At 73.5% G+C, this 13,788-nt stretch carries 11 protein-coding genes; 5 read left to right on the top strand and 6 right to left on the bottom strand.

Features of this window, described 5'->3' with window-relative positions:
- Positions 1 to 10: 10 nt before the first annotated feature.
- Positions 11 to 529: a DUF3515 domain-containing protein gene (locus tag BFF78_RS13230; protein WP_069778519.1), complete on the bottom strand. Its 519-nt coding sequence runs from the start codon at positions 527 to 529 to the stop codon at positions 11 to 13.
- A 20-nt stretch (positions 530 to 549) separates the two neighbouring features.
- Positions 550 to 783 (bottom strand): Lrp/AsnC family transcriptional regulator, encoded by a 234-nt coding sequence (locus BFF78_RS13225; RefSeq protein WP_069778518.1) that lies wholly within the window; start codon positions 781 to 783, stop codon positions 550 to 552.
- A 247-nt stretch (positions 784 to 1,030) separates the two neighbouring features.
- Between BFF78_RS13225 and BFF78_RS13220 the strand changes: the two genes are divergently transcribed.
- Both BFF78_RS13220 and thiD read left to right on the top strand, forming a co-directional pair.
- Entirely contained in the window at positions 1,031 to 1,996 is a 966-nt protein-coding gene (locus BFF78_RS13220; protein WP_069778517.1) for a thiamine-phosphate kinase, read from the top strand.
- The gene (gene thiD / locus BFF78_RS13215) at positions 1,993 to 2,781 is read left to right on the top strand and encodes a bifunctional hydroxymethylpyrimidine kinase/phosphomethylpyrimidine kinase (protein WP_069778516.1); all 789 of its coding nucleotides are present in this window, start codon (positions 1,993 to 1,995) and stop codon (positions 2,779 to 2,781) included. Before BFF78_RS13220 ends, thiD begins: the two co-directional genes overlap by 4 nt.
- A gap of 123 nt (positions 2,782 to 2,904) precedes the next feature.
- Here the strand turns inward: thiD and rpmB are convergent, their stop codons facing one another.
- Positions 2,905 to 3,090 carry a 50S ribosomal protein L28 gene (rpmB, locus tag BFF78_RS13210; RefSeq protein WP_009190838.1) on the bottom strand — a complete coding sequence of 62 codons (186 nt, stop codon included), beginning with the start codon at positions 3,088 to 3,090 and terminating at the stop codon, positions 2,905 to 2,907.
- 259 nt (positions 3,091 to 3,349) lie between these two features.
- Between rpmB and BFF78_RS13205 the strand changes: the two genes are divergently transcribed.
- On the top strand, positions 3,350 to 5,068 hold the full coding sequence (locus tag BFF78_RS13205) for a DAK2 domain-containing protein (protein WP_069778515.1): 1,719 nt from the start codon (positions 3,350 to 3,352) through the stop codon (positions 5,066 to 5,068).
- A gap of 57 nt (positions 5,069 to 5,125) precedes the next feature.
- On the opposite strand, the gene BFF78_RS13200 is transcribed toward BFF78_RS13205, so the two are convergent.
- From BFF78_RS13200 to BFF78_RS13190, 3 genes are read right to left on the bottom strand one after another with little or no spacing between them, the layout of a single operon-like run.
- A complete protein-coding gene (locus BFF78_RS13200; protein WP_227025829.1) occupies positions 5,126 to 6,355 on the bottom strand; it encodes a hypothetical protein in 1,230 nt (409 codons plus the stop codon).
- Complete coding sequence (locus tag BFF78_RS48230) at positions 6,274 to 8,823, bottom strand: ATP-binding protein (RefSeq protein ID WP_227025828.1); 2,550 nt, start codon at positions 8,821 to 8,823, stop codon at positions 6,274 to 6,276. The genes BFF78_RS13200 and BFF78_RS48230 overlap by 82 nt, the downstream gene beginning before the upstream one ends.
- Positions 8,820 to 10,658, bottom strand: coding sequence for an HSP90 family protein (locus BFF78_RS13190; RefSeq protein ID WP_069778514.1), 1,839 nt, complete (start codon positions 10,656 to 10,658; stop codon positions 8,820 to 8,822). The genes BFF78_RS48230 and BFF78_RS13190 overlap by 4 nt, the downstream gene beginning before the upstream one ends.
- A gap of 154 nt (positions 10,659 to 10,812) precedes the next feature.
- Here BFF78_RS13190 and recG point away from each other — a divergent pair, with 154 nt between their 5' ends.
- A complete protein-coding gene (gene recG, locus BFF78_RS13185) occupies positions 10,813 to 13,077 on the top strand; it encodes an ATP-dependent DNA helicase RecG (RefSeq protein ID WP_069778513.1) in 2,265 nt (754 codons plus the stop codon).
- A gap of 108 nt (positions 13,078 to 13,185) precedes the next feature.
- On the top strand, positions 13,186 to 13,773 hold the full coding sequence (rsmD, locus tag BFF78_RS13180) for a 16S rRNA (guanine(966)-N(2))-methyltransferase RsmD (protein WP_069778512.1): 588 nt from the start codon (positions 13,186 to 13,188) through the stop codon (positions 13,771 to 13,773).
- The last annotated feature ends 15 nt before the right edge of the window (positions 13,774 to 13,788 follow it).

Raw genomic sequence — 13,788 nt, 5'->3', positions numbered from 1 at the left:
GCCCGCACGCTCACCGCATGGAGGCGATCCCCTTGGGGATCGCCTTCTTCACGTCCGCCGCGAGATCCGTGAGCACCGCGGTGCCCTCCTCCTGCGCGGACATCCCCTCGGGCAGGCTGATCTGCACATACGCCACGCGATTGGCCGTCGTGAACCGCCAGGTGCCGTCGCCCTGCTTCTCCATCAGCCAGTCGACGCCGTTCACCCCGCCCGCGATGGCGTCGGGGTCACCGCCCTCGGCCACCTTCGGATCGATCATCTTCGGCGGCCGTACGACACCGCAGCGCAGTATGATCGCCGGGTTTCCCCAGCCCGCCGTGTAGGCGGACCGGGGTTCGGGGTCGTTGCGGCTCCGCCCGTCGAGCTTCTGCGGCAGCACCCGGTGCAGATCCCGGCACACCGTCGCCGTCTTCGCGTCGGGGCTGGGAACCGCCACCGTGGCGCTGTCGTCTGCCGATGAGCAGCCCGCGACCGCGATCAGCAGCGCGGGCGCGAGCAGGCCGAGGGGCCGGTGACGGAAGAAGTTCACCGGCCAAGGGTAGACGGGGGTTACAGATGCACGACCGGACAGGTCAGGGTGCGGGTGATGCCGTCCACTTGCTGGACCTTGGCGACCACCATGCGACCGAGGTCGTCGACCGTTTCGGACTGGGCGCGCACGATGACGTCGTACGGTCCCGTCACGTCCTCGGCCTGGATCACTCCAGGGATCTTGCTGATCGTCTCGGCGACGGTCGACGCCTTGCCGACCTCCGTCTGGATCAGAATGTACGCCTGTACCACGGAACCTCCAGGGCGGCCACGAGGATCATGTGGGGAAAAGGAACGCCACGGTATCGCGTCGCCGCTCCCCGCGGGGAGACCTGCGGGAACCGGGCTTGCGCGCCAGGGTGCAGGCACGACGGAAGTTGACGGTCACATGGACCGTATCGACGGTCATCCGGACCGTGTCGTCGGTCACCTCGACCGTATCGGGGACACTGATGACGCGCGAGTGGGCACGGCAAGGCAGAGAAGGGGAGCCAGGGCAATGAAGGGCACTGTTGGTGAGCTCGGGGAGTTCGGGCTCATCAGGGAGCTCACCTCCCGTCTCACCACCACCCAGGCGGTCCGGATCGGCCCCGGCGACGACGCCGCGGTGGTCGCCGCGCCCGACCGGCGGGTCGTGGCGAGCACCGACATCCTGCTGGAAGGGCGGCACTTCCGCCGCGACTGGTCCACGGCCTACGACGTCGGCCGCAAGGCGGCGGCGCAGAACCTCGCCGACATCGCCGCGATGGGCGCCGTACCGACCGCCCTGCTGCTCGGCCTGGTCGTCCCGGCCGAACTGCCGGTGACCTGGCCGAGCGAGCTGATGGACGGACTGCGCGACGAGTGCCAGGTCGCGGGCGCCTCCGTGGTCGGCGGGGATGTCGTACGCGGCGACACGATCATGGTGTCGATCACCGCGCTCGGCGATCTGCGCAACCAGGAGCCCGTCACGCGCGCCGGGGCCCAGCCCGGCGACCTGGTGGCCGTCACGGGCTGGCTGGGCTGGTCCGCGGCCGGGTACGCGGTCCTCTCCCGCGGCTTCCGCTCGCCGCGCGCCTTCGTGGAGGCCCACCGGCGCCCCGAGCCGCCGTACCACGCGGGCCCGGCGGCCGCCGGGCTCGGCGCGACCGCGATGTGCGACGTGAGCGACGGGCTGATCGCCGACCTCGGGCACATCGCCGAGGCCAGCAAGGTCCGCATCGACGTCCGCTCCGGCGCGATCGACATCCCGACGCAGATGAACGACATCGGGCAGGCCGTCGGCGTCGACCCGCTGCAGTGGGTGCTGACCGGGGGAGAGGACCACGCGATCGTCGCGACCTTCCCGCCCGACACCAAGCTGCCGGCCCGCTGGAAGGTCATCGGCGAGGTCCTCAACCCCTCCGCGCTGCCCCAGGTGACCGTCGACGGGGCGCCCTGGACCAGCAAGGGCGGCTGGGACCACTTCGGGGACATCGAGCCATGAGCCCCCCGCGGGTGCTCACGGTGGCCGGCTCCGACTCCGGGGGCGGGGCCGGGATCCAGGCCGACCTGAAGACGATGCTGGCGCTCGGCGTGCACGGCATGAGCGTGATCACGGCGGTGACCGCGCAGAACTCGCTGGGCGTGCAGGGCGCCTGGGAGCTGCCCGTGGCGGCGGTACGGGCCCAGTACCGCAGCGTCGTGGACGACATCGGCGTCCAGGCCGTGAAGACCGGCATGCTGGCCTCGGCGGAACTGGTCGAGGCGGTCGCCGAGTTGATCTCCGGCACGGACGCGCCGGCCGTGGTGGACCCGGTCGGCGTCTCCAAGCACGGCGACCCGCTGCTGGCCGCCTCCGCGCTGGATTCGGTACGGACGAAACTGCTCCCGGTGGCGACCGTGGCGACCCCGAATCTCGACGAGGTGGCCCAACTCACCGGGGTGCGGGTCGAGTCCGAGGACGATCTACGACCGGCCGCGGCGGCCGTGCTGGCGTACGGGCCGCGGTGGGTGCTGATCAAGGGCGGGCATCTGTCCGGCGACGCCGTGGATCTGCTCACGGACGGCTCCGCGGAGCACTGGCTGCGGGCCCCGCGCCACGACAACCGGCACACGCACGGCACGGGCTGCACGCTGGCGTCCGCCATCGCGTCGGGGCTGGCGACGGGCCTGAGCGTGCCGGAGGCGGTCACGGCGGCCAAGGAGTACGTCACCGGCGCGATCGCCGCCGGGTTCCCGCTGGGCGGAGGGATCGGGCCGGTGGATCACGGGTGGCGCCTGCGCGGCTGATGGGGGCCGGGTACGGTCACGGCTACGGTGATGGGGGCCGGGTACGGCAAAAAGCCGGTCCACCCCTCGGTGGACCGGCTCAGTGCAGCGAACCAGCAGTGGCCGCGCGCTCAGCTGTTGGCGTCAGCGCGAGACCTTGCCGGCCTTGATGCACGAGGTGCAAGCGTTCACGCGCTTCGGCGTCCCGCCGACCACGGTACGCACACGCTGGATGTTCGGGTTCCAGCGGCGGGACGTACGGCGGTGCGAAAACGAGATGTTGTTGCCGAAGCCCGGCCCCTTGCCGCAGACGTCGCAGTTGGCAGCCACGGGTCACTCCAAAGACTTCAGATGCACTTACGGTTAATCCCGGCATGCCGGGATCGAGATCCTAAGAACCTGAGATCTTGAGTGGCGCTGCCAGGGGAACGGCCCGATCGGATCGGGCAACCGGAGCAGCATACAACGGCTGCTCCCGTACAACGAAACTACCATGGCAGCTCAGGGCCCCGCTCCCGGCCCTCTTCCGGTGGACACGGGCTCGGGGTCTACGCTGCGTCCCACGTACGGCCGGCTCAGGGAGGCGCAGGTGGCGCAGGTGCCGCAGACATTCTTCGATGCTCTCGCGGTGCGCACCTGGTGCGGTCTGGCGCTCAGGGCGCTGGGGCGCGCGCGTGAGGAGATCGACGCGATCAACGTCTATCCGGTGGCCGACGGCGACACCGGAACCAATCTCTACCTCACCCTGGAGTCGGCGGCGACGGCCGTGGACGCGGTGTTCGCCGGGTACGGGACGGGCACCGGGGAGCCGTCCCTGGCGGACGCCGTGCACGCGATGGCCCACGGGGCGCTCATAGGGGCCCGCGGCAACTCCGGGACGATCCTGGCGCAGCTGCTGCGGGGCATGGCACAGGTGCTCGCCGAGGACGGTGCGGCCTCCCACATCGACGGTGCCGGACTGCGGCTGGCGCTGCGGCGGGCCGCCGACTCCGCCCGGCAGGCCGTGGCCCACCCCGTCGAGGGCACGGTGCTGACCGTCGCCTCGGCCGCCGCCGAGGCCGCCGAAGGGGCCGAGGGCGACTGCGGGACCGTCGCGCGGGCGGCCTACGAGGGCGCGCTGACGGCCCTCGCGGCCACTCCGGGCCAGCTGGCCGTTCTCGGCCGTGCCGGGGTGGTCGACGCGGGCGGACGGGGCCTCGTGGCGGTTCTGGGGGCGCTGGTGGAGGCGTTCACGGGGGAGGCGGTGCGGGAGGTGCCCGGGGTATGGGAGGACCTGGCGGCGGTGGGGGAGAGCGCGCAGGCCCCGGACGCGGCGGTTCCCGAGGGGCACGCGCGCGTGGAGGGCGCCTCCGATGCGGACCTGTGCGCCGACGCCACGGAGGCCGGCGGGCCCGCCTACGAGGTGATCTATCTCCTGGAGGCCGGCGACACGGCCGTGGCCCGGCTCCGGGCGCGCCTCGATGCCCTCGGTGACTCCCTGGTCGTGGTCGGCAGCGACGGCCTGTGGAACGTCCATGTGCACGTCGACGACGCCGGCGCCGCCGTGGAGGCGGGCGTGGAGGCCGGGCGGCCGTACCGGATCCGGATCACCCACTTCGGGCTCGGGGACGCGCACACCGGCGGCGAGCGGCCCCCGCGCGAGCGCGCCCAGCGAGCCGTCGTCGCCGTGGTGCCGGGCGAGGGCCTGGCCGGACTGTACACCGAGGCGGGCGCCACGACCGTCCTCGCGCGCCCCGGGGAGCCGCCGGCCAGCGGGGAGCTGGTCCAGGCGGTACGGCGGGCCCACGCGCGCGAGGTGGTCCTGCTGCCCAACGACGCCGAGCTGCGCCACACCGCCGCCGCTGCCGCCGAGCAGGCCCGCACCGAGGGCATCCGGGTGGCCCTGATCCCGACCCGCTCGGCGGTCCAGGGCATCGCCGCGCTCGCCGTGCACGCGCCGGAGCGCCGGTTCGACGAGGACGTCGTCCAGATGACCGCGGCGGCGGGCGCCACCCGGTACGCCGAGGTCGTCGTCGCCGAACGCCAGTCCTGGACGACGGCCGGCATCTGCCAGGCCGGGGACGTGCTCGGGCTCATCGACGGCGACGTGGCGGTGATCGGCCCGGACGTCACCGCCACCGCCGCGACCGTCCTGGACCGCATGCTCCAGGCCGGCGGCGAGCTGGTCACCCTCGTCGTCGGCGACGGGGCCCCCGAGGCCGTCGCCGAGCACCTGGAGGCCCGCGTACGGGAGTCCTACCTGGCCGTGGACACGGTGGTGTACCGGGGCGGGAGGCAGGGGACGCTGCTGCTCATCGGCGTGGAGTGAGGACCGGGGGCGAGGAACGGGGGAGGGTGGGAGCGAGGACCGGGGAATGAGCCGGTCTCACGCCTCCTCGGCCTCCTCGGCCTCCTCCTGTCCGAGTATCCGGGCGGCCTCCGCCCGCCGCGCCGCCACGGTCTCGTCCTCGCCGTCGGCACCCTCGTAGGCCACGAGTACGGCACGCGCGCGTGCCGCCGCTCGACCGGCCCGGCCGAGGTCGGCCTCCAGCCGGCCCGCGGCGAGCTCGGCACCGGTACGGTCGTGCAGCCCGTGTGCGCCGAGCGTGCCGAACAAGGCCGCCGCGCGGCTCATCTGGACCAGCGCCGCCTCGAACGCGGCCTGGATCGCGCCGTCTTCGGCCTCCTCCTCGTCGCCCTCGGCCGCCGAGCGGACCAGCAGGTCGCCGAACTGGCGGTGGGTGTGGGCCAGTTCGTTCGCGAGCTGTGTCCGCAAGGCCGGGTCGGCCGCGCCGTCCAGCGCCCGCTCGCACTCCCGCACCGCCTGCGCCATCAACTCCCGCGCCCCGTCCGATCCGCCTTCCCGGCGCAGCGCCAGCCAACCGCGGGCGCGCAGTGAGCGCACGAGAAAGGCCGGGTTGCCCAGCGCGCGCCACAGTTCACCCGCGCGCGCGTAGGCCTGTTCCGCCTCCTCCAGCAGATCGGCCTTGCTCAGGGACTCGGCGGCGAGGTGCGCGAGCGTGGCGTGGTCCTGCTGCTCGGGCCAGTGCCGGGCGACCTCCGCCGCCCGCAGCCGGTGTCCGGCCGCCGCCCGGTGATCGTCCAGCTCGCTCAGGCAGTCGCCGAGCCACCACTGCGCCTGTACGACGGCCCCGTCACCGTGCGTCTCGGCGGACAGGTCGGCCAGCGCGGACTCCAGCACCTCGGCGGCCTCGGCACACCGCCCCTGCCGCAGCAGGAACCCGCCCAGCTGCTGCCGCGCCCACGCGCCCAGCGTGCCGCTCTCGCCGGCCTCGTCGGCCCAGTGCGCGGCCTCCAGCGCGTGCTCGGCGGCCTCGGCGACCTCACCCCGCCCCCCGACGACCTCGGCCAGCTGCAGATGCAACTGGGCCCGCCCGACCGGCTCCACGTACGGGCCGCCGTGCTCCAGGGCGGACCGCAGCGCCCGCTCGGCCCCGGCCGGGTCACCGGCTTGATGCGCCAGCGCGGCGACCTGAACCTCGTACTCCACGGCGAACCACGGCAGCCCGGCGCTCACATACTCGTCGGCCGCCCGCCGGAACAGCTCGGCGGCCCGCCCGCCGTCCCCGCGCAGCCCGGCCAGCTCGGCGAGCATCCCCCGCGCCTCCGCGGCCCGAGCGGCCAGCCGCACGTCATCGCCGCCCCGCCCGTCGACCAGAGCCAGCACCTCACCCACGGCCTCCTCGACCCACACCCCGAAGTCCCCCGACCCGACCTCGACTCCCCGCCCCCCAAGTCCGGCCCGGCCGGCTCCGCCGCCGCCCCTTGCGTCGCGACTCCGTCCGGCCCGGGCCCGCCGGAGACGGATCCCTCGGGTACCGCTCCCTCCGCGACCGGTTCGGGTTGCCCTGGCCCGACGGCCGGACCGTCCGGCCCGGCACCCTCCGGAGCCGCCCCGTCCGCCCCGGCGGCCCCGGCCACCGGCAAGTCCGGCCCGGCCCCCTCCGCCCCGGGTCCGCCGGACATGGCCTGCTCCTGCGTGGGCCGATGCGGCTCTGGCTCGCCGGACAGGGGTGCCTCGGGCGCGGATTCCTCCGCTGCCGCCCTCTCCGCGACCGGTTCGGGCTGCCCTGGCCCGACGGCCGGACCGTTCGGCCCCGTAGCCTCCGGAGCCGCCCCGTCCGCCCCGGCGGCCCCGGCCACCGGCAAGTCCGGCCCGGCCCCCTCCGCCCCGGGCCCGCCGGACATGGCCTGCTCCTGCGTGGCCCGATGCGGCTCTGGCTCGCCGGACAGGGGTGTCTCGGGCGCGGATTCCTCCGCTGCCGCCCTCTCCGCGACCGGTTCGGGCTGCCCTGGCCCGACGGCCGGACCGTCCGGCCCGGCAGGGTGTGGCGCCGCCGGGTCGGGCATGGCTTCCTTCGGTGCCGCTCCGTCCGGCACGGGCCCGGCCGGGACCGACCCTTCCCGAGCCACCGTGTCCGGTACCGCCTCGCCCGGAATGGGCCCGTCCGGAACCGCCTCCCCCTCGACCACCGCCCCCTCATGCACGCCCCGCATCAGGATCCGGGCGCGGCTCATCAGCACCGACGCCGTCTGCCGTATGCCGGTGGACTCCTCGGCGTAGAGCGTCAGGGCCTGGTCGTAGAGGCCGGTGACCGTCTGAAGGGCCGTGTGCACCTCGCCCGTCAGGGCGCGGACGTACGCTCCACGCGCTCGTGCCGCCAGGGCCTCGCCGGGGTCGCCGGCCTCCGCGTACAGTGCCGCCGCCCGTTCGAAGAGCGGGATGCCCTCGGGGCCGCGGGCCATCGCCTCGTGGTCGGCGATCTCCGCGCGGTCGCGCGGCTCCAGCCGGGCGCCCTGCGCGGCCCGGGCGACCGCCGCCCACGCCTGGAGGGCGTGCGGCTGGAGCGTGTCCGACAGCCGGCGGGCCTCGGCCAGCAGGGCCGTCAGTCCGGGCTCGGCGTGCGCCTCCGGCGGCGGGGGCGCGGTCACCGGCGCCGGCGCGGGGCGCACCGTGCGCACGCCCAGCGGCAGGCGGTCCACCAGGGGCCGCTGGGCCATACGCGCGCGTGCCCGGTCGCCGACGTACGACGTGCCGTTGCGCCGGTCGAACCGCGCAGCCAGGTCGAGGGTCTCCGCGCGCGCGTGGGCGGCGAGTTCCCCCGCCGTCCAGGTCCGCCCGGCCGGTCCCGGTACCCGCTGTCCGGCGAGCCCCAGCTCGGTCAGCCGGTCCATCAACAGCGCCACCACGGCCATGAAGTCCAGCCGGCTGCGCGGATGCCCGGCGTCCGTGAAGTACGCGGGCCGTTCGGCGAGCAGCTCCAGCGCACGCGCCTCGTTGCCGGTCAGCGCGCAGAACTCCACGTGGTCGGCGTACGCGGCGCGCATCGACTCCATCGGGCGTACCAGCCGAAAGCCGCGCAGATGGTTCGCGCGGGCCTCCTTCGGCAGGCCCAGGCGCAGCAGCGGGGCCAGGGAGGAGGCCAGCACGGTGTGCGGCTCGTGCGCGCAGGCGAACTCGCCCTCCAGCACCGGCCGCCACAGCTCGAGCGCCTCCGCGTCCCGGCCCCGCTCGGCCTGCCAGATCCCCTGCCCGTGCAGTTCGCACGCATGGCAGTCGGCCATCGTGTCCCGGTCGGCGGCGAGCCACGCCGCATACGCCCGCTCCGCGCGCGCCAGGTCCCCGATGTGCGTGGCCACGCTGAACTCGGCGCTGCGCACGGCCCGTTCCGAGTGCCCGGCGAGCCGGTAGCGGTGCTCCATCTCGCCGAGCCACTTCTCGATCGAGGCGAGCGGGATGTGCGGCTGGTCCAGCATGCCCGCCGACATCCACTTGAAGACCCAGTGCAGCGAATGCGCCTCGTACGCGTCGAAGTCCTCGGGCCGTTCGTCCCACATGCGCAGCAGCCGCGCGAACGGGACGAACATCTTGTCCTTCTCGGAGCTGTAGTTGTAGACCTTCAGCTGGTGCCCGAGCGCCTCGATGACGGCCAGCGGGATACCGAGGCCCTCCGCCTCGGCCAGCAGCCGCTCCGCGCGCGCGTTGCGGGCCGGGCCCTCCGGCTGCTCGGAGTTCTCCGCCATCGCCCGGCGCAGCGCGTCGAAGTCCGCGATCCCGCTCATCGCCCGTCACCCTCCCCATGGGTGGCCCACTCCAGCAGGCCGATGAACGACCGGTTCAGCAGCGCCGAGTCCGCCGGCCGGAGCGGGCGCTGCGCCATCAGCAGGGCCTGCCCGTACAGCGACTCGGTGGCGGTGCCGATCAGTTCCGGGTCCTTCAGCGAACCGATGCGCCGCACCAGCGGGTTGAGATGGTTGAGCACCAGCCGCGCGCGTGGCGCACTGCCGCGCAGCGAGCCGAGGATGCCCGCCCACAGGTCGTCGGCCCGCTCCTCGGCCGCCGCCCGCGCCTGCTCGTGCCGGGCCGCCCGGTCGTCCAGGTGCAGCGCGGGCACGGACAGGGGGTGGAAGGCACGCAGGACGACGTCACAGCCCAGCGGGTCCAGCTTCGCCCGCGCGGCCGCCAGGAAGCCGGACAGCGCCAGTTCCTCGCCCGGGTCGACCGCGTCCAGATGCGCGGTCACGGTGTCCGCGTCCAGCTCGGCGACCACCGTCCCCGGCCGCACCGACGGCAGCGCCTCGACCAGCTCGCTGTCGTACGTGTAGCCGCCGTTGACGACCCCGACGCCCTGCGCGGAGGCGATCGGCGCGACCTGCCGGTACTCCTCGACGCTCCGCGTGAAGTGCACCACCGGGTGCCGCTGCGCGAACTCCTCCAGGGACAGCTGTCCGTCGGTCGTCTCGAACGGCAGCCAGGGCAGCATCGTGCGCAGCATGCCGCGGTCGTGCCGGGCGAGCGACTTCACGCCGAGGTGGTGCACGGCGAGGAAGGCCGACAGCCGCTCCGGATCACCGGCGGCGAGCCCGGTGAGCCACGAGCGGATCCTCTCGCCGAGCGCCTCCCGCACGGCGGCCAGCGTCTCGTCCTCGTACAGCGACTCGCGCGAGGCCGTCGGCCGCAGGCTGTCGGTGTCCAGCACACAGCGCACGAAGAACGCCCAGTCGGGCAGCAGCTGTTCGGCCCGCTCGGTCAGCAGCATGCCCTTCAGATGCACCCGGTGGGTCGCCCTTTGGGCGGGGCTCACGGCCGACGGCAGTACGTACGCCACCCCGCGGATCCCGGCCAGCGGCACGTCCAGGTCGATCGAGTCCAGCGGCGTGAACCCGAACAGCCCGTGACAGTGCCGGGCCAGCGCCACCCTTCTGCTCGCAGGGCTCGGATACGGCCGGTCCCAGGGCGCGGGCAGCTCGGTGACCGGCTCCTCGCCCACCCGGACGTCGTACGGCAGCAGTGAACCGAAATCCCGGGCGAGGAGCAGCACCCGCTCCGGCGACAGCCACTCGGCCGCGCCGGGCCGCGCGGTGAGGTGGACGGTCGTACCGGGCTCGGGCCGCGCGGAGTCGGGCAGGGTCCGCACCGTGTACGACCCGTCGTCGCGCGCCGTCCACTCCACCGGCGGCGCGCCGGGCGTACGGGCGCTGCGGCTGACCACCCGGATCCGCTCGGCGACCACGAAGCAGGCGAGCAGGCCGATGCCGAACTGGCCGAGGAAGTCCGAGCGGGCCTCCTGCAGACCCTCGGCGCGCTTGGAACTGCGCCCGATGGTCGCCAGCAGATCGTGCACGTCCGCCTCGGTGAGCCCGATGCCGCTGTCCTCCACCCGCAGCCCGCCGCCGTCGGCGTACAGCCGCACCCGGGCCGGGGCGCCCGGCTCCGCGCCCCGACGTGCCGTGATGGCGTCGACGGCGTTCTGCAGCAGCTCGCGCAGATAGACCTTGGGGCTGGAGTAGAGGTGATGGGAGAGCAGGTCGACGAGGCCGCGCAGGTCGACCTGGAACGTATGAGGTGTGTGAGGTGAGTGGGATGCCTGGGATGGCTGTGAGGTCTGGGAGTCCATCGTCGCTGCGCCGGAGGGGGGAGTGCGTACGGCGCGGGGTCGGGCGGTCCCGGCGGGGCGGTGACCGCGGGGGATGGCCGGAGCGCGCCATCCTAGAGCCGGAACAGTCCAGCTGACCAGGGTTTTCGCGGCATTGTCAGTGCAGTGGTGTGCAATGGATCTCGTGCCCGCACTGGAAGAACCACTGAAGCAGCCACTGAAGTCGGTGCTCGGCCCAGCCACCGCGAAGGTGATGGCCGAGCACCTCGGCCTGCACACCGTCGGCGACCTTCTCCACCACTACCCGCGCAGATACGAGGAGCGCGGTCAGCTCACCCATCTCGCCGACCTCCCCATGGACGAGCACGTCACGGTCGTCGCCCAGGTCGCCGACGCCCGCCTGCACAGCTTCGCCTCCGCCAAGGCCCCCCGCGGCAAGGGCCAGCGCCTGGAGGTCACGATCACCGACGGCAGCGGCCGGCTCCAGCTGGTCTTCTTCGGCAACGGCGTCCACAAGCCCCACAAGGAGCTGTTGCCGGGCACCCGGGCGATGTTCGCCGGCAGGGTCTCCGTCTTCAATCGCCGCCTCCAACTCGCCCATCCGGCCTATGAGTTGCTCCGGGGTGACAGTGAGGAAACGGTCGAGGCCTGGGCCGGCGCCCTGATCCCGATCTACCCGGCCACCGCCAAACTCGAGTCCTGGAAGATCGGCAAGGCGGTCCAGACGGTGCTGCCCACCGCCCAGGAGGCCCTGGACCCCCTCCCGCCGTCCCTGCGCGAAGGGCGTGGCCTGGTCCCGCTCCCCGAGGCCCTCCTCAAGATCCACCGCCCCCACACCAAGGCCGACATCGCCGACGCCCGCGCCCGCCTGAAGTGGGACGAGGCCTTCGTCCTCCAGGTCGCCCTGGCCCGCCGCCGCTACGCGGACAGCCAACTCCCCGCCGTCCCCCGCGCACCCAGGCCCGACGGCCTCCTCACGGCCTTCGACGACCGCCTGCCCTTCACCCTCACCGACGGCCAGCAGAAGGTTTCCCGCGAGATCCTCGACGACCTCGCCACGGAACACCCGATGCACCGCCTGCTCCAGGGCGAAGTGGGCTCGGGCAAGACGTTGGTGGCCCTGCGCGCCATGCTCACCGTCGTCGACGCGGGCGGCCAGGCGGCCATGCTCGCGCCCACCGAGGTCCTGGCCCAGCAACACCACCGCTCGATCACCGAGATGATGGGCGAGCTGGCGGAAGGCGGCATGCTGGGCGGCGCCGAGCAGGCCACCAAGGTCGTCCTGCTCACCGGCTCCATGGGCGCCGCCGCCCGCCGCCAGGCCCTGCTCGACCTGGTCACCGGCGAGGCGGGCATCGTCATCGGCACGCACGCCCTGATCGAGGACAAGGTCCAGTTCCACGACCTCGGCCTGGTCGTCGTCGACGAGCAGCACCGCTTCGGCGTCGAGCAGCGCGACGCCCTGCGCGGCAAGGGCAAACAGCCCCCGCACCTGCTGGTCATGACGGCCACCCCGATCCCGCGCACGGTCGCCATGACGGTCTTCGGCGACCTGGAGACCTCGGTCCTCGACCAGCTCCCCGCCGGCCGCTCCCCGATCGCCAGCCATGTCGTCCCGGCCGCCGACAAGCCCCACTTCCTCGCCCGCGCCTGGGAGCGGGTCCGCGAGGAGGTGGCGAACGGCCACCAGGCGTATGTCGTCTGCCCCCGCATCGGCGACGACATCGACGAGGCGGCCGATCCGAAGAAAGATCCGAAGAAAGATCCGAAGAAAGATCCGAAGAAGGCGGACAAGAGCAAGTCCCCCGAGGACGAGGCGGAGAAGCGCCCGCCGCTCGCCGTCCTCGACGTGGCCGACCAGCTGAGCCGCGGCCCCCTCCAGGGCCTCGACGTCGAGGTCCTCCACGGCCGTATGAACCCCGACGACAAGGACGCGGTGATGCGCCGGTTCGCGGCGGGCGAGACGGACGTCCTGGTCGCCACGACGGTCATCGAGGTCGGCGTGAACGTCCCGAACGCCACGGTCATGGTCATCATGGACGCCGACCGCTTCGGCGTCTCCCAGCTCCACCAGCTGCGCGGCCGGGTCGGCCGGGGCTCCGCCCCCGGCCTGTGCCTCCTGGTCAGCGAGATGCCCGAGGCCAGCGCCGCCCGCCAGCGCCTGAACGCCGTCGCCGCCACCCTCGACGGCTTCGAGCTCTCCCGCATCGACCTCGAACAGCGCCGGGAGGGCGACGTCCTCGGCCAGGCCCAGTCCGGCGCCCGCACCAGCCTGCGCGTGCTGGCCGTCATCGAGGACGAGGAGGTCATCGCGGAGGCGAGGCAGGAGGCGACGGCGGTCGTAGCGGCGGATCCCGAGCTGGAGCGCCTGCCCGGTCTGCGTACGGCCCTGGACGCCCTTGTCGACGAGGAGAGGGAGCAGTACCTGGAAAAGGGCTAGAGGTGACGTATCCGAGGAGCGCGGGGCCGTCCTCCGTATGCGGCTACCGCCGCGCGGGCGCGAGCGGCCACAATGAACCGTAAAGCCGCCCACGAAGAAGGACCCCACATGACCCGCGTGATCGCCGGCCGGGCCGGCGGACGGCGCCTCTCAGTACCGCCCGGCACCGGAACACGGCCGACATCGGACCGCGCCCGCGAAGGTCTCTTCTCCACCTGGCAGTCCCTGCTGGGCGGCCCTCTGGACGGCGAACGCGTCCTCGACCTCTACGCAGGCTCGGGCGCCGTGGGCCTGGAGGCCCTCTCCCGGGGCGCGGGCCACACGCTCCTCGTCGAAGCCGACGCCCGCGCGGCCAGAACCGTCCGCGAGAACGTGAGGAACCTGGGCCTTGCCGGCGCCGAAGTACGAGCAGGCAAAGCGGAACAAGTCATCAGAACCGCGCCCCCCGCCGAGCCGTACGACCTCGTCTTCCTCGACCCCCCGTACGCTGTCACAGATCACGATCTTCGGGAGATTCTCCTCACACTCCGCTCGGGAGGCTGGCTCGCGAAGGACGCCCTCGTCACCGTGGAGCGCAGCACCAGAGGCGGCGAATTCCCGTGGCCGGACGGCTTCGAGGCGATCAGGTCCCGTCGCTACGGCGAGGGAACGTTTTGGTACGGTCGCGCCGCCTCTACGTGCGAAGACGCACGATGACCGGACCGGAGAGCG

The sequence above is a fragment of the Streptomyces fodineus genome (assembly GCF_001735805.1).
In the GTDB taxonomy this organism is placed as follows: Bacteria; Actinomycetota; Actinomycetes; order Streptomycetales; family Streptomycetaceae; genus Streptomyces; species Streptomyces fodineus.
This window is presented reverse-complemented; position numbering and strand designations above follow the sequence as displayed.